The 15,273-nt window shown below is 68.5% G+C and carries 9 protein-coding genes, 1 tRNA gene and 4 pseudogenes; 5 read left to right on the plus strand and 9 right to left on the minus strand.

The genetic code is table 11. The annotated features are described in order from the left end of the window. The first annotated feature begins 73 nt into the window (after window positions 1-73). Window positions 74-688 carry a hypothetical protein gene (locus AC4IHM_RS14820; RefSeq protein WP_490867510.1) on the plus strand — a complete coding sequence of 205 codons (615 nt, stop codon included), beginning with the start codon at window positions 74-76 and terminating at the stop codon, window positions 686-688. On the opposite strand, the gene AC4IHM_RS14825 is transcribed toward AC4IHM_RS14820, so the two are convergent. Both AC4IHM_RS14825 and AC4IHM_RS14830 read right to left on the minus strand, forming a co-directional pair. Continuing rightward, the gene (locus AC4IHM_RS14825; protein ID WP_490867511.1) at window positions 642-1,607 is read right to left on the minus strand and encodes a DNA-methyltransferase; all 966 of its coding nucleotides are present in this window, start codon (window positions 1,605-1,607) and stop codon (window positions 642-644) included. The genes AC4IHM_RS14820 and AC4IHM_RS14825 overlap by 47 nt on opposite strands. Continuing rightward, on the minus strand, window positions 1,604-2,704 hold the full coding sequence (locus AC4IHM_RS14830; RefSeq protein ID WP_490867512.1) for an HNH endonuclease: 1,101 nt from the start codon (window positions 2,702-2,704) through the stop codon (window positions 1,604-1,606). The genes AC4IHM_RS14825 and AC4IHM_RS14830 overlap by 4 nt, the downstream gene beginning before the upstream one ends. Here AC4IHM_RS14830 and AC4IHM_RS14835 point away from each other — a divergent pair. Further along, window positions 2,630-3,382 carry a transposase family protein gene (locus AC4IHM_RS14835; protein WP_490867487.1) on the plus strand — a complete coding sequence of 251 codons (753 nt, stop codon included), beginning with the start codon at window positions 2,630-2,632 and terminating at the stop codon, window positions 3,380-3,382. The two genes, AC4IHM_RS14830 and AC4IHM_RS14835, sit on opposite strands and share 75 nt — an antisense overlap. A gap of 18 nt (window positions 3,383-3,400) precedes the next feature. Here AC4IHM_RS14835 and AC4IHM_RS14840 read toward each other — a convergent pair. From AC4IHM_RS14840 to AC4IHM_RS14850, 3 genes and pseudogenes are all read right to left on the minus strand, one after another. Further along, window positions 3,401-4,810, minus strand: a pseudogene (locus AC4IHM_RS14840) (reverse transcriptase/maturase family protein); the annotation flags it as partial. Between the two features lie 155 nt (window positions 4,811-4,965). Then, window positions 4,966-5,154 carry a hypothetical protein gene (locus AC4IHM_RS14845; protein WP_490867513.1) on the minus strand — a complete coding sequence of 63 codons (189 nt, stop codon included), beginning with the start codon at window positions 5,152-5,154 and terminating at the stop codon, window positions 4,966-4,968. A gap of 103 nt (window positions 5,155-5,257) precedes the next feature. Further along, window positions 5,258-5,739: pseudogene (locus AC4IHM_RS14850) on the minus strand (transposase); the annotation flags it as partial. A gap of 200 nt (window positions 5,740-5,939) precedes the next feature. On the opposite strand from AC4IHM_RS14850, the gene AC4IHM_RS14855 reads away from it, so the two are divergent. The 3 genes and pseudogenes from AC4IHM_RS14855 to AC4IHM_RS14865 all read left to right on the plus strand — a co-directional run. Further along, window positions 5,940-7,100: an ISAs1 family transposase gene (locus tag AC4IHM_RS14855; RefSeq protein ID WP_490867514.1), complete on the plus strand. Its 1,161-nt coding sequence runs from the start codon at window positions 5,940-5,942 to the stop codon at window positions 7,098-7,100. 157 nt (window positions 7,101-7,257) lie between these two features. After that, the gene (locus AC4IHM_RS14860; protein WP_490867515.1) at window positions 7,258-7,947 is read left to right on the plus strand and encodes a hypothetical protein; all 690 of its coding nucleotides are present in this window, start codon (window positions 7,258-7,260) and stop codon (window positions 7,945-7,947) included. 62 nt (window positions 7,948-8,009) lie between these two features. After that, window positions 8,010-8,192: pseudogene (locus tag AC4IHM_RS14865) on the plus strand (ISKra4 family transposase); the annotation flags it as partial. 325 nt (window positions 8,193-8,517) lie between these two features. Here the strand turns inward: AC4IHM_RS14865 and AC4IHM_RS14870 are convergent. The 4 genes and pseudogenes from AC4IHM_RS14870 to tmk form a co-directional block, all read right to left on the minus strand. Then, window positions 8,518-8,591 (minus strand) — tRNA-Thr (locus AC4IHM_RS14870). 106 nt (window positions 8,592-8,697) lie between these two features. Next, window positions 8,698-10,317: an alpha/beta hydrolase gene (locus AC4IHM_RS14875; RefSeq protein ID WP_490867516.1), complete on the minus strand. Its 1,620-nt coding sequence runs from the start codon at window positions 10,315-10,317 to the stop codon at window positions 8,698-8,700. A 127-nt stretch (window positions 10,318-10,444) separates the two neighbouring features. Beyond that, on the minus strand, window positions 10,445-11,650 hold the full coding sequence (locus AC4IHM_RS14880) for a DNA polymerase III subunit delta' (protein ID WP_490867517.1): 1,206 nt from the start codon (window positions 11,648-11,650) through the stop codon (window positions 10,445-10,447). Window positions 11,651-11,799: 149 nt separating this feature from the next. Beyond that, window positions 11,800-15,196, minus strand: a pseudogene (tmk, locus tag AC4IHM_RS14885) (dTMP kinase). Between the last annotated feature and the right edge of the window lie 77 nt (window positions 15,197-15,273).

Genomic DNA, 15,273 nt, shown 5'->3' on the forward strand with positions numbered 1-15,273 from the left:
ACATATCGGAAATAAGCCGAATAACGCTTGCTGCGCTGACGTCAGAGACGATCTCGACCTACACTAACGTCCCATGTCACTCACCCGCAACGTCGTCAACTCGGATTGTTTTAACCCGGCACCGACTCTGCCGTATCAGCTGCGGACCATCGACTTTCAGTCAGCCATGCAGGACGTATACGACTTCTTTCACGACGTGAACGTGAACCTGCACGAAAAGGGCCTCCGTCGATTTGAAGACATGCTACGGCCCGCATCATGCTCCGGCCTAATCTCCGACATGCTCACGTCTAGTCTCGCGAAGCACTCACGGACACTTTGTGAGAATCAGTATTTCAACGGCCACCCCGATCTCATCGTCCATGGAATCTATCCGAATGATTCAGTCAAGGCCGGCGAAAAAGGGGTGGAGATCAAAAGTACGGTGAAGGCTGGCGGGGCTGTAGATACCCACGGCGCCAGGACACAGTGGCTCTGCGTTTTCGTCTACAAAGTAGACAGCGAGACGCAACCAGTATGGAGTCGAGCACCGATGAAGTTCACCGAGGTCTACCTCGGGTACGTCGAGGAAGACGACTTCCGGAGTAATGCGCGCGGACGGCTCGGAACCCGCACGGCAACACTGGACAGGGATGGAATCGCTAAACTTCGCGAGAAGTGGATTTACTTGGACCGGGGTCCTTCTTAGTCAGCGAACTTGGCTTAATCTCGACCAGCTGCGGCACCGCTTCGCGCGCGATTTCGATATAAGCGCTATCAAGCTCTACGCCAACGCTTGCATATCCGACAGCTTCTGCCGCAGCAAGAGTCGAACCTGAACCGCAAAACGGATCCAAAACGACTCCTTCCCCCAGAGGAAGGATAGCCCGAACGACTTGCCGAAGGAATTCCTGTGGCTTCAGGCTGGGGTGGTTAGCAATCTTCCGCTCCTTGGCCCGTGTGGGCGCGGACTTAATGACATCACCGAACGGCTGATCATCGCTGATTCGCCGAAGCCCCCCAGCCTTCCACTTCCTCAGATTATCCGCGATGGTACCTTCTGGATGTTTCCGAAAGAGTAGCCAAGGCTCCCATTGTGACCGCGGCATAACGCTTACATCTGAGAATTCCTCGTGAGCATTCTTAGGGCGATCCCCGCCGCGCATCGTCTGCACAAGACGTACAATTTCACCTCGGCGTTCCAGGCCCGCCTTGTATAGCGCTACGCTAACGAGGTGCGAAACGAGCGGGTTAGCGGCAACCATCAGATGGCCACCGGGAACGAGCACTCTCTTTAGTTCCTCGCCCCACTGTTCGAAGAAGCGCTGCAAATGCTCCAGGTCAGCGCTAGTGAGAGTCGTGAACCGCGGCAATGGTGATCGTGTATGCCCGTCGTAGGATGGCGGAATCCGCCAGACACCCCCCTTCCTTGACCTTAGTTTCTTCTGCTCGTGCGCCGTGTACTCCACAAGCCCGTAGGGGGGATCGGTGACACAACCATGGATGCTGTTCTCAGGCTGACTAGCGAGCCAGTCAAGGCAGTCCCCTTGGTAAATCTTTGTCTGCCCATGCGTAAACACGGGCATGGGGAAAATGCTGTCTTGCAAAGCGGTAACGGTTTCGGTCACTTCGAGCTCAATTTGTAGCGGCCGCGGCCAGTCCGAACGAAGAGCCCTGGAGTATTTAGCCTGAGATAGGATCTGACCGAGGACGCTGGAACCTCGCTGCCTACACCGGCAATCACGGCAGCATGAATGTCACGAACGTCCCGAGCTTCAGGATGCGCGCTTCGTAGATAGGCCGTGATCGCGTCACGCACCACGCCGGGACTTCGCCGCTCCGTCATTTGCACCCCTCTAAGACGTTTAAACGTCAGGACGGTACATGACGGGCCGACTGTCTGTCCAATACCTTGCGCTCCTCTCCAAGGGTTCGTGCGGCTACAACTCACGTAGGCGGTAAGAACCTGCACCATCACCAGTAGCGTGATCTCCGACCCATCGCCGGCGTGGCCAGTGGTCTCTTCCTTGGGTTGCGTTGGAACCGTGAGGTGGGCCGTCGGGCGAGGTGACAGCTGAGCTGTTCCTTTTCCCGACGGCCTCCTCCCGAACCCGTCGTGCGGCGTTAACCGCAACGGGCTCTCCAGTGACTGTCGTGAACTGCGGTTTCGGCCGTCGTGGATGTTCTCACGGCAGGTCGGGCAGACCACGAGGGTCTTGCGTCGTTTCCTGGCCATGAGGGTGGCCCAGTCGGGTCGTGTGTCCCCGAACCGGTCGAGGTCGGCGAGTCTGCGGACCTGGTGGACCTGTGTCGGTGCGGTCTGTCCGCACAGCTCGCAGAGTCCGGCCAGTATCCGACTCGTCAACTCGCGTCGCCGGGGCTGACGTAGAGCGGGGTCACGGTCTGTCAGGACTGTAGCCTTGCTTCGCTTGAGTGGAATTCCACCGGATTGCGCCACCAACGGTTTCCTGCCTGGGAGTTGGGTGCTGACCTGGAGGCACTTACGTGGCCCGGCCGGGGTGTCGACGGTGACCTTGAGCCGTTTCCAACCTGACGGGAGGTTGGGCGGATGACCCCGGCGGCGGGCAGGAAGAAAGCTCCTGGTAGACGGGTTCACGACCAAGATCACCAGTCCGCCAGGAGCTTTCGCGTGCTTGTCTACCCGTCCGGTATCGAACTGTCCAGCCGAGCCCTGCAACACCTCTCCGGTCTCCTCGCAGGTCACCGCCGTCGGATCGGCTCCCGGTGGCGTCGCCTGACCTGCGGTCGGCAGACCCTGCCCGTCCTGGCCCACCTGCGCTGCGGCGACACCTACGCTCGCCTCGCAGCGGGTTTCCGCGTCGGGGTCGCGACGGTCTACCGGTATATACGCGAGGCCGTCGATCTCCTGGCCGCTCTGGCGCCCACGCTGGAGCAGGCGATGCAGACCGTGCGGAAGAAGGCGTACGTGATCCTCGACGGCACCGTGCCGCCGATCGACCGCGTTGCCGCCGACCAGCCGTACTACTCGGGGAAGAAGAAGCACCACGGGATGAACGTGCAGGTCCTCGCGGATCCAGCCGGCCGTCTGATCTGGGCCTCGGACGCGCTACCCGGAGCCGTGCACGACCTGACCGCGGCCCGGACCCACGGCATTCCCGCCGGTCTCGCTGCCGACGACATCAAGTGCTGGGCGGACAAGGCGTATCAGGGTGCAGGCCCTGCTGTCCGCGTCCCGTTCCGGGGCAAGAATCTGCGCGGCTGGCGCCGGCGTCACAACCGCGATCACGCCAAGATCCGCAGCCTCGGCGAACGCGCCATGGCCACCCTCAAATGCTGGCGGCTCCTGCGGAAGCTCCGCTGCAGCACCACCCGGATCACCGCCGTCGTCCGTGCCGTCGTCGCCCTCGAACTCACCACCTGATCAAGATGGAAAAGGCTCCTTGTACTTGCGGGCCATCTTCGACATGGCCGAGCGATGCTTGTCCGCCGGGGAGCACAGCAGCGAGGACTGCATGACCAAGTGCAGCCGGTTCAGTTTGAAGACGTCGCCGGCCAGCAGGCAGTAGTTCACGATTCCGCGGTACCTGGCGCCGTAGATGCTGACGATGGTGTGGTCGTCGTAGTTGAGCATCGGGGTCTGGCGGGCGGGTTTTCCGCGTTCCAGGTATGGGGCGCATTTGGCCTTGCTCACGTCCTTGGGGACGTGCAGTGCGACGGTTCCGTTGGTCGACCGGCGCTGACGTCCGCGACCCCGTTTCCGTTCTGCCCTGCGGTCGTCCTTCTGGATGGCGATCTCATAGCCGAGGAATCGTGCCGCGCCGGTTCTGGCGTGGGTGACCAGCGTCTTGTCCTGAGACAGTTCCAGTTTGAGGTCTTCTTGCAGGAACCGGGTCAGGCGCTGTTTGATTTCTTCGGCTTCGGCCTTGGGTCCGGTGAACCCGATAAGGGTGTCGTCGGCGTATCGGACGTAGCGCAGACGGCGGTATCCCGGGTCGGACATTTCCTGGCTCGGGAGGCTGTGCAGCCGCCTGCGGAGGGTGCGTACTTCCGCACGGTCTCCGCGTGTGCGTGCCCGCTTAATTGCCTTTTCGATCCTTCGGTACTCAGGATTCCTTGCCCTGAGTTTTCCACGAGTGTATTCCGGCATGAGTACTGTCTCGACGAAGGTGTCCAGCTTATGCAGGTAGATGTTGGACAGGACCGGGGAAAGGACCCCGCCTTGCGGCGCGCCACTGAGTGTCGCGTTCCATTTCCAGTCTTGCAGGTATCCGGCTTGGAGCATGTTGCGCACGAGCCGCAGGAACCGGTTGTCGTGGATCTTTTCGCTCAGGATGTCGAGCATCACTCGGTGGTCGAGTGCGTCGAAGCACCTGGCGATGTCACCTTCGACGAACCATGTTGTCCCGGTCCAGGTTCGGGCCACCTCGCCGAGGGCGGTGTGGCATCCCCGTCGGGGACGGAAACCGTGGGAGTGGTCGGAGGACTGGGGCTCGAAGTATGCCTCCAGGAGGAGACGCATCACCTCGCCCGCCAGCTTGTCCGACCAGGGCGGCACGCCCAGGGGCCTCATCTTCCCGTTCTTCTTCGGGATGAGGACCCGTTTCACCGGGCTGGACCGGTAGCGCTCGTGGCGCAGCGCATCGATGATGCGTCCGATCTTCTCCAGCGACATACCGTCCGCGGTTTCCCCCGTGGCTCCGGGTGTCATCGCTCCATGGTTGGAGTAGATGCGTCCGTGGGCCATGAGATACAGCTGCGGGTTGAACATCTGTCGATATACCTCATTGCGCGGAAGTTCCCGCCTTCCGCGTTCACGGAGGATTTCAAGTACCGCTTCGGCACTTTGCATTACGCATACCTTCCGGCCTTGTTGATTCGTTGTCACCTGTGTCCCTTCGCCCTCGTTCCGGCTCTCCCGGACTCCATGGCAGGTCGTTACTCCTGCGACTACTACGGACACTCCGTCACCAGGGTCATTGCATGATTGAGATCTGTCTGGGTTCGTCACGTGAGACCGAGGGCTCGTAGGGGCCGGTGATAGTCGCGGCCGGTGTGGCGGAGGGCGGCGGCGATGTTGGTCTGGCCGTCCTGGCGGAAGAGGCTGATGGCGAGGTTGCGCAGGGAGGCCGTGGCGCGGGGCAGGTGGCCGGTGCGGACTTTTGAGTCGTCCTCGCGGAACGTGCGGTCCCGCACGTGGTGCAGGAGGTTCTCGATGCCCCAGTGGCCTCTGATCCAGGTGGCGAGTTCGGTGTAGGTGGCGTCGAAGACGCTCAGGCTGGTGATCAGGTAGACGCGTTCAGGCCGCGGCGGCGAGGGGGCGCCCGCCCCATCGGATGCCCTTCTCGCTGCGGATGCGGGCGCGTTCCTTACGTTCGGCGGCCAGGACGCCCGGCTGGCGGGCGTTGGCGTTGCGCCAGCGCAGGTAGGCGTGCAGGGCCCGGGTCTGGACGGTGTGGTTGGGGTGGTGGTGAACTGCCTCAGCGGTCCGAAGTGCGCCTCGATGGGGTTCGCCGAGGAGGCGTAGGTCTGGGTGAAGCACAACTCGACCTTGTTCTTCTTCGCCCAGCGGCAGGTGTCGGCGCTCTTGTGGGCGGACAGGTTGTCCAGGATCACGTAGATCGGTGCGCCGTCGGGCCGGGCGGCGCGGATCGACTTCAGCGTGGCCAGCGTGTTCACGGCACCTTTCTTGCGGCGGTTGACGCCCCACAGGGTGTCGTCGCCGACCGAGTAGCAGCCGTGGAAGTACCGGACTCCGTGAGTGCGGTGGTAGGTGGCCGGCCAGGGGCATTGCGTGATTGGGATTGGTCCGGTTCGTCGGTCTCGTGAGTGACGCGGCGTCATGTCCGTTGTGCAGCAAGGGGTCCGGGAGAGCAGAGCAGGCACGGTGCTGGTGATCATGTGGTTGTCGAGACCCATGAGAACCGAGCGAGGCCGTGCCTGCCCGAACATCATCGCCCATTCCTTCCACACCGGGGAAAATGGGCTCCCCGACTGCTCCCCTCACCTCAAGCGATGTCGCTGACCTGCGGCGTTTCCTGATCCTGGTCGCCGATCCCCGCGATGCGCGAGGACTGCGGTATCCAGCTCTCGCGTTGCTGTGCGCAGCCGTTTCGGCGGTACTGACCGGGGCCCGCTCACTCATCGCGGTCAGCGAGTGGATCACAGATGCCCCGCAGCATGTGCTGGGCATCCCCGGCTTCGCTGCCGGTCCACTCACCGGTCTGCGGCCGGTGCCCCACGCCGCAACCGTGCGCCGCCTGCTGCAGCGTGTGGACGGTGACGCGCTGGACGCGGCGATCAGCGCGTATCTGCAGGCCAGAACGCCATCCCCGGTCGTGCCGGGAGCGGAGAAAGGGCCAGCGCGACGGGTGATCGCGGTCGACGGCAAGGTGGTCCGCGGATCACGAACCGCAACGGCCGCGGCCATCCAGTTGCCGGCGGCGATGGATCACCACGGCGTGGTCCTGGCCCAGCGGCAGGCCGCCTCCAAAAGCAACGAGATCCCTTCCTTCGCGCCGTTGCTGGACGGCCTTGAGCTGGAGAACACAGTGGTGACCGCCGGCGCCCTGCACACCCAGCACAACCACGGGGCCTGTCTGACCAGTCGCGGCGCGCACTACGTGGCCGTCGTGAAGAAGAACCATCCGGGCCTGTATGCCAAGGTCAGGAAGCTGCCCTGGTGGGACATCCCGCTCGGGCACCGCACCCGCGACAACGCCCACCACCGCGAGGAGATCCGCCGGCTCAAGGTCACCGCGTTCAGCCACCTCGACTACCCCGGCGCCCGCCAGGCGATCCAAGCCGTACGGTGGCGACGCGGCCTGAGCACCGGGAAGCTGTCCATCGAGCGCGTCTACCTGATCACCAGCCTGAGCGTCTTCGACGCCACCTACACCGAACTCGCCACCTGGATCAGAGGCCACTGGGGCATCGAGAACCTCCTGCACCACGTGCGGGACCGCACGTTCCGCGAGGACGACTCAAAAGTCCGCACCGGCCACCTGCCCCGCGCCACGGCCTCCCTGCGCAACCTCGCCATCAGCCTCTTCCGCCAGGACGGCCAGACCAACATCGCCGCCGCCCTCCGCCACACCGGCCGCGACTATCACCGGCCCCTACGAGCCCTCGGTCTCACGTGACGAACCCAGACAGATCTCGATCATGCAATGACCCTGCTACACGGCACGTGCCGAAGTCGCTGCCAGTGGCGTCGCTCGCCGCGACGGCTGGGAGAGCGAACTCGACGCTCTCGATCGGGCCGCCCAAGCCAGCCTCGACGGTCTCGTCGAGGAAGTGATGCGGCGGTCGTGGAAGCCGAGTTCCGGCGCCGATGAACTTCAGGCCGAGATTCAGCGCACGCTCGACGAGTGGTTCACCAAACACGATGTCCGCCTCCAGCGGTTGCAGCAGTCGATCCGCAAGACCAAGGAGCGAGAGCGCGCCCGACCCTCCTGGGCCGGCTTTGCTTCGCTGGTCGCGATGCTCGGGTCCGGGGAGGATGCCTCCACGACCCCGGCAGGGCCCGGCGGTGCCGCAGAACATGTCGAGACGGTCGGGACCATGTTGATCGGTATGTTGAAGGCCGCGAACAACGCACCCGGGCCGATCGCCGGCGGGAAGGCCAGTTCGGTGAAGGCGGCTGGGGACCTGGGACGGCACATCGGCATCGCCGAAGCCGCGCTTCCCCTTGCCGTCTACCTTGCGAAAGTCGTCGAAGAGCAGGGAGCGGATCGCGCGCGCCTGAACCAGGACGAGGCGACGGCCGAGAAGCGCCAACAGGTCGTCACTGAGTGCACGCAGCGCACTCGCGACGCCTGGCAGCCGTTCGTCGACGACGTGCGTGAAGCGATCGTCGCGGAGACGAGAGACCAGGTCGACCTCGACGCGAGCCTGCGCCAACTCGTCGAGCAACTGCAAGAAGCTGTGACGGAAGGCGAGGGTCTCTTTCGAGCGGGTACCGTGCCGCTGCTCGAGACAGAGGCGTAAGCGAGTGGGCCACTGTGGCCCGACTTCAGGGAACAGGTCATTTCTACAGCACAGCCCTCGCCAACGGCTGGCCGATTGCTACCGGCGCGGTCGAGGGCGTCTGCCGCCACCTGACCGCCGACCGCCTCGACATCACCGGCGCCCTCTGGGGCCTACCCGGAGTCGAAGCCGTCCTCCGGCTCCGTGCCGTGGTCGCCAACGGCGACCTCTACTGGCACTTCCACACCCGCCAAGAGCACCAACGCATCTACCTCGAACCCTGCCCGCAGAAGTTGGCCTCACTGCTTGATCAACGTCGTCCCTCGAAACGAACCGCACCCAGCTCAGTTCGGCCGGCTCAGGGCGGCACCGAAAGAACTCTCGTCCAGGCGCTTTGTAGGAACCCGACAGCAACTCAGCCCGCTCCACACGCACCCCGGCCACCGCCGCTGCACGCCCGCTGCACAAATGGCCACCGCTCGGCCACCGGAGGCCCCTGCATGCTGCCCCGCGAAGAGGCCAAGGGCAGCCCAGAGACCGCAGAAAAGGAAAAACCCCAGGTCACGGCGAGTGAGTCCCAGGGTTTTCCGGAGCCGCCTTCGGGATTCGAACCCGAGACCTACGCATTACGAGTGCGTTGCTCTGGCCATCTGAGCTAAGGCGGCGCGCCGCGCACCTGTGGTGCGATCAGCAACGTCCGTAAGTCTACACAGTTTCCGGAGGTGGTCCGTACCCGCCCCGGAGGTGGGGGTTCCGGGGCGGGTGGGGTGGCTATGAGCAGCGCTTTCCGTTCGTGGGCGGGGTGCCGCGCAGCAGGTAGGTGTTGATCGCGGAGTCGATGCAGGTGCTGCCGCGGCCGTAGGCGGTGTGGCCGTCGCCCTCGTAGGTCAGGAGGTGGCCGGAGGAGAGCTGGTCGGCCAGGGCCTCGGCCCAGCGGTACGGGGTGGCCGGGTCGCGGGTGGTGCCGACCACGACGATCGGGGTGGCGCCCGCGGCCTCGATGCGGTGCGGCTCGCCCGAGGGCTGGACGGGCCAGTAGGCGCAGTTCAGAGAGGCCCAGGCGAGGCCCTCGCCGAAGACCGGGGATGCCTTCTCGAAGTCGGGGAGGGACTCGCGCACCGCGTCCGGGGTGGAGAAGGCCGCGGGGAGGTCGAGGCAGTTCACGGCGGCGTTGGCGAACATCAGGTTGCTGTAGCCGCCGTCGGCCTCGCGCTCGTAGTAGCTGTCGGACAGGACCACCAGGCCGGCGCCGTCGTTCTCCTTCATCGCCGAGGTCAGCGACTCGCGCAGTTGCTGCCAGGCGCCCTCGTCGTACATCGCCGCGATCACGCCGGTGGTGGCCAGGGACTCGGTGAGTCTGCGGCCGTCGGCGTCGCCGGTCGGAATGGGCTTGGCGTCCAGCCTGCCGAAGAAGGCCTTCAGATTCTTGCCGACCTGCTCGGGGGGCGTGCCGGGGCCGCCGAGCGGGCAGTCGGACTGCCGTACGCAGTCCTTCGCGAAGGACTGGAACGCCGTCTCGAAGCCCGCCGTCTGCTCCAGGTTCAGCCGGCGTGCGGGCAGCGACGGGTCCATCGCGCCGTCCAGGACCAGGCGGCCCGCGCGGTCCGGGAACAGGCCCGCGTACGTCGCCCCGAGGAACGTGCCGTACGAGGCTCCGACGTAGTTCAGCTTCTCGTCGCCCAGGACCGCCCTCAGTACGTCCATGTCCCGGGCCGCCTCGACCGTCGAGACATGCCGCAGAAGCTTCGGCGCGTCCGCTCCGCAGCCCTCCGCGAACCCCTTGTAGGCGTCGACCAGCCGGTCCGTCTCGCCCTCGTCGTCCGGGGTGACGTCCGTCTGCGTGAACGCGTCCATCGCGGGGCCGTCCAGGCACTTGACGGGCTCGCTGCGGGCCACGCCCCGCGGGTCGACCGCCACCATGTCGTACTGGGCGCGGACCTGCTCCGGGTAGCCGATGCCCGCGTACTGCTGGAGGTAGCCGATCGCCGAGCCGCCCGGTCCGCCCGGGTTCACCAGCAGCGAGCCGAGCCGCTTGCCCGAGCCGGTGGCCTTCTTGCGGGCCACGGCGAGCCGGATGTCCCCGTCGGCCGGCTTCGCGTAGTCGAGCGGGGCCTTCATGGTGGCGCACTGGAAGCCGGGCACTCCGCAGTCGCGCCAGCCGAGCTTCTGCTCGTAGTACGGCGACAGCGCGGCGGGCGTGGCCTTCGGCAGCGGGGCCAGCGACGCCTTCGCCACCTCCGTGGATCCTGCCGCCTCGGCCGCGGCCGGACCGGCGGAGGTCGACGCGCCCCCGGCCGAGCAGGCGGTGGCGAGCAGCGCGGCGGCGAGGAGCGTGGCCCGGACACGGGTGCCGCCGATACGGGTCCTGCGGTGAGTGCGCCTTGTGTGCATTCAGCGAGCGTAACTCTCCGCTACGACTTCACCGCCCTGCGTGGTCGACGTGCCTCGTACGAATTACGCCGTCAACCGTGCCCGGCCTCCGCGTCCGTCCGCCCCGTCGGCCCGGGAGCCCGGCGGCTCAGCCCGCTCTGAGCGCCATCGTCATCGCCTCCACCGCGAGCAGCGGCGGCACATTGCGGTCGAGGGCCTCCCCGCAGGCGGCGATGGCCTCGATGCGGCGGAGCGTGGCCTCGGGTGGACCGGCGTGGGCCAGGCGCTCCAGGGCGTCCTGCGCGTCGGCGTTGGCGATCGCCACGCGGGAGCCGAGCTGGAGGGCGAGGACATCCCGGTAGAAGGCGGTCAGCTCGGTCAGGGCGAGGTCCAGGCTGTCGCGCTGCGTGCGGGTCCTGCGGCGCTTCTGCTTGTCCTCCAGCTCCTTCATCACGCCCGCCGTGCCGCGCGGCAGCCGGCCGCCCTGGGCCGCGCCCAGCGCAGCCTTCAGTTCCTCGGTCTCCTTGGCGTCCGTCTCCTCGGCGAGTTGTCTGGCGTCCGCGGCCGCCGCGTCGACCAGCTCCTGGGCGGCCTTGAGGGCGCTGCCGACATCCTCGACCCGCAGCGGCAGCTTCAGCACGGCGGCCCTGCGGTCCCGGGCGGCCGCGTCGGTGGCCAGCCGGCGGGCCCGCTCGACGTGACCCTGGGTGGCGCGGGCCGCCGCGGCGGCGACGCCCGGTTCGATGCCCTCGCGCCGTACGAGCATGTCGGCGACGGCCTCGACGGACGGTGTGCGCAGGTTCAGATGGCGGCAGCGCGAGCGGATCGTGGGCAGGACATCCTCGACGGAGGGCGCGCAGAGCATCCAGACGGTCCGCGGGGCGGGCTCCTCGACCGCCTTGAGGACGGCGTTGGCCGACTTCTCGTTCAGCCGCTCGGCGTCCTCGACGAGGATGATCTGCCAGCGTCCGGTCGCCGGTGAGGTGAACGACTTGCGGACCGTGTCCCGCATGTCCTTCACCAGGATCTCGGCGCCCACGGCGGCCACCGTGCTGACATCCGCGTGGGTCCCGACGAGTGCCGTGTGGCATCCGTCGCAGAAGCCGCAGCCGGGGACACCGCCGAGTGCGCGGTCGGGGCTCACGCACTGCAGCGCCGCGGCGAAGGCCCGTGCCGTCTGCCTCACGCCCGCGCCGGGCGGCCCGGTGAACAGCCACGCGTGCGTCATGCTCAACGTCTCCGGGAGTGGTCCCGAGGCCGCCGCGGCGGTGACGAAGGCGTCGGCGTCCCGGGCAGCGGCGGCGAGCTGCTCGCTCACCTTCTCCTGCCCGACGAGGTCGTCCCACACGGTCATGGGTCACGCCGTCCTTCCGTCACACTCCGCCGCACCGCTCGCGCACCGCGTTCCGTACTCCGCGTCGCGCCCTCCATTGTGCGGGGCCCCACTGACAACGGGCGCCGGGTGCCCGGTGGAGCGGGGGCGGGGCGGTCGGCCCCACCCCGTCAGCGTCGTCCCCGGCCCTTCCCCCTGCGGCCCTTGTCCGCGTCCCGGCCGTCGTCCGGGCCTCCGTCGCCTCGACCGTCGCTCGCACGGCCGTCGTCGTCCCAGCCGCCGTCCTCGTGCGGGCCCAGCAGTTCGTCTGCCAGTGTCGGCAGGTCGTCCAGCGGGGTCTCCTCGGCCCAGTCGGAGCGGCGCCTGCGGGGCGGCGCCTGGTCGGGGTCGATCTGGGGCAGCTCGCGCGTGCTGTCCTGGGGTTCCCCGGTCCGGTCGGCACCGGAGGCGGGGCGCTCTTCCCGGAAGTAGCCCGGCGGGACCCGGTCGGCGGGATCGTCCCCGCGTACGGGAGGCAGCACCGCCGTCTCGTCGGCGGCTCCGGGCGTCACCGGCGGCAGCACCGCCGTCTCGTCGGCGGCCCCCGGCCTCACGGGCGGCAGCACCGCCGTCTCGTCCATGGCCCGCGGGTCCACCGCCGGCAGTACCGCGGTCTCGTCCGCCGCGCCCGACGGCGTCTCCGTCACGGGAAGCTCGGTCGTCACCTCGGCCTCGGACTCGGACGACCCGGAGCCTCTGGCCGATCCGCCCTCGTCGCCCCCGGTGTCGCCCCGGTCGTCGTCCCGCGTGTCCCGCACCGGACGCAGTACCGCCGTGTCCTCCACCGGTCCGCCGGAGGTGTTCGTCGGGGTCACGACCGGCGTCGGCACGGTCAACGCGTCCGAGGGGGGCGAGGCGGCCGGCTTCGGCCGGGGCGTCTGCGCCGCCGGAGGCGCCGTCCGCTTCGGGCCCGCGGCGGCCGCGGTCGCCGCCCGCTCCGCCGCCCGGCGTGCCTCCTCGGCACGCATCAGGGCCTCCTCGGCCTTGCGCTGCTTCTCCAGGCGCCGGGCCTCGGCCTCGGCCCGCAGCCGCTCCTCCTCCTCGGCCTGCTTGCGGCGCCGCTCCTCCTCGGCCCGCTGCCGTGCTTCCTCCTCGGCCCGTGCCTTCTCCTCCGCGAGGAGTCGGACCCGCTCCTCCTCGGCCTTCCGACGCGCTTCCTCGGCCCGCTGCCGGGCCTCCTCCGCCTGCCGCTCGGCCTCGCGCCGCTGCGCCTCCTCCAGCTCGCGCCGCTTGCGCTCCTCCTCCTCGACGCGCAGCCGCTCCAGCTGTTCGAGGCGCTCGCGCTCCAGGCGCTCCTCCTCGGCCTTGCGCGCGGCCTCTTCCTCGGCCTTGCGACGCGCTTCCTCCTCGGCCTTGCGGCGTGCTTCCTCCCGGGCCTTGATCTCGGCCTCGGACAGCGGCAGCACCTGGTCGAGCCGGTGGCGTACGACGGTGGTGACGGCCTCGGGCTCCTGGCCCGCGTCCACGACGAGGTAGCGCCCGGGGTCGGCGGCGGCCAGGGTGAGGAAACCGGAGCGCACGCGCGCGTGGAACTCGGCAGGCTCCGACTCCAGCCGGTCCGGCGCCTCCGTGAACCGCTCGCGCGCCGTCTCCGGCGGGAACGTCCAGCAGGACGGTCAGGTGCGGTACGAGCCCGTCGGTCGCCCAGCGGTTGATGCGGGCGATCTCGGTCGGCGACAGGTCGCGCCCGGCGCCCTGGTAGGCGACGGAGGAGTCGATGTACCGGTCGGAGACGACCACGGCGCCGCGTTCCAGGGCGGGCCGCACCACGGTGTCGACGTGCTCCGCGCGGTCGGCGGCGTACAGCAGCGCCTCCGCGCGGTGCGACAGACCGGCGCTGGAGACGTCCAGCAGGATGGAGCGCAGGCGCTTGCCGACCGGGGTCGCGCCGGGCTCGCGGGTGAGCACGACCTCGTGCCCCTTGCCCCTGATCCACTCGGCGAGGGCCTCGGCCTGGGTGGACTTCCCGGCGCCGTCGCCGCCCTCCAGGGCGATGAAGAAGCCGCCGGCCGCGGGCGTCGGCGCCGGGTCGTCGCCACCGAGCAGCGCGTCCCGCAGGTCGTGCCGCAGCGGCACGCCGGAACGGTCGTCGACCTTGGCCAGCACCAGCGCGGCCACCGGCAGCAGCAGCGCGCCGACCAGCATCAGCACGAAGGCCGCGCCGCCGTGGGCGAAGACGAACTTGCCGCTCTCCAGCCGGTGCGGGCCGATCGACGCCGCCACCACGGGCGCGAGGACCGCGCCGAGTGCCACACCGACCCGGACGACCGCGTGCAGGTGCTCGGTCGTCCGCGTCCGGCGGGCGTCCTCGGTCTCCTGGTCGAGCAGCGTGTGCCCGGTGTTGGCGGCCACTCCCGCGCCGACACCGGCCAGCGCGAGGAGCAGCAGCACCATGGTGTCGTCCGGGACGAGTCCGGTGGCCAGCAGGGCGACGCCGACGAAGGCGATCGCCAGGGCCAGCAGACGGCGCCGCGACAGGGAGGGCAGCAGGGCGGGGGCCGTACGGATGCCGACGACGACGCCGCCGGTCAGCGCGCCCACCATCAGCCCGTACAGCACGGGGCCGCCGCCCAGGTCCTTGGCGTGCAGCACCGCAACGGCGACGGCGGCGGCCACCACCGCGGCGAGGGCCGCGCAGGTGACCACCAGCAGGGGCAGGGCGCCGGTGCGGCCCTTGTCGACGCTCCCGTCGCTCTTCGGACGGCGCATGCCCTCGAGCGGCGACCGCGCGCGCGGGGTGCGGACGCCGGGCAGCTCCAGGAAGGTCACCACGGACAGGGACGCGGCGAACAGTCCGGCCGCGCCGTACGAGCCGAGGGCCGCCTGGTGCTCGGCGAACCAGTCGATACCGGCGCCCAGGAGGTTGTTCAGCAGCCCCGCGACGACCAGTGCGGCACCGGCCAGGGGGACCACCACGAAGCTCGTGCGCAGCGACAGGCGGCGCAGCGCGTCCATGTGGTCCGGCAGCGGTCGTACCGTCGCGCCCTCCGGGGGCGGCGCGGGCAGCAGGGCGGGGGCCGCGCTCTCCCGGCACACCGTCCAGAAGCGCTCGGCGACGCCGGCGACGAAGACGGACACCAGGAGGTAGGCGAGCGCGTCGTCCGGCAGCCAGTCGATCCACAGCGGCGCGACGATCAGCAGCGCGGCCCGCAGCCCGTCGGCGCCCACCATGGTCCAGCGCCGGTCGAGGGGACCGTCCTGCGAGGTGAGTGAGGTGAGGGGGCCGAGCAGCACGGCGCCGAAGAGCAGCGTCGCCAGGATGCGTACGCCGAAAACGGTCGCCACTGCGAACGCCACGCCCCGGTAGCCGCCCCCGAACGAGCCCGCGCCGATGGCGGCCTGGACGGTCAGGAGGACCAGCACCAGGAGGGCGAGGATGTCGCCGACACCCCCCACGAGCTGTGCGCTCCACAACCGCCTCAGCTGCGGTCGGCGCAGCAGGGCGCGGACGGCGCGCTCGCGGGAGTCCGCGACCAGGTCGTCGTCCGGGGCTGGGTGAGTGGCCGTTGGCTGCTCGGCTCGCGTCATGCGTTCAGCCTATCGGTCGGCACCGACAGTCCGGCGTGCCCGGCCGGGCGTACGCCCGCCCCGACATCGAAATGATG

The sequence above is a fragment of the Streptomyces sp. SL06 genome, assembly GCF_058244745.1.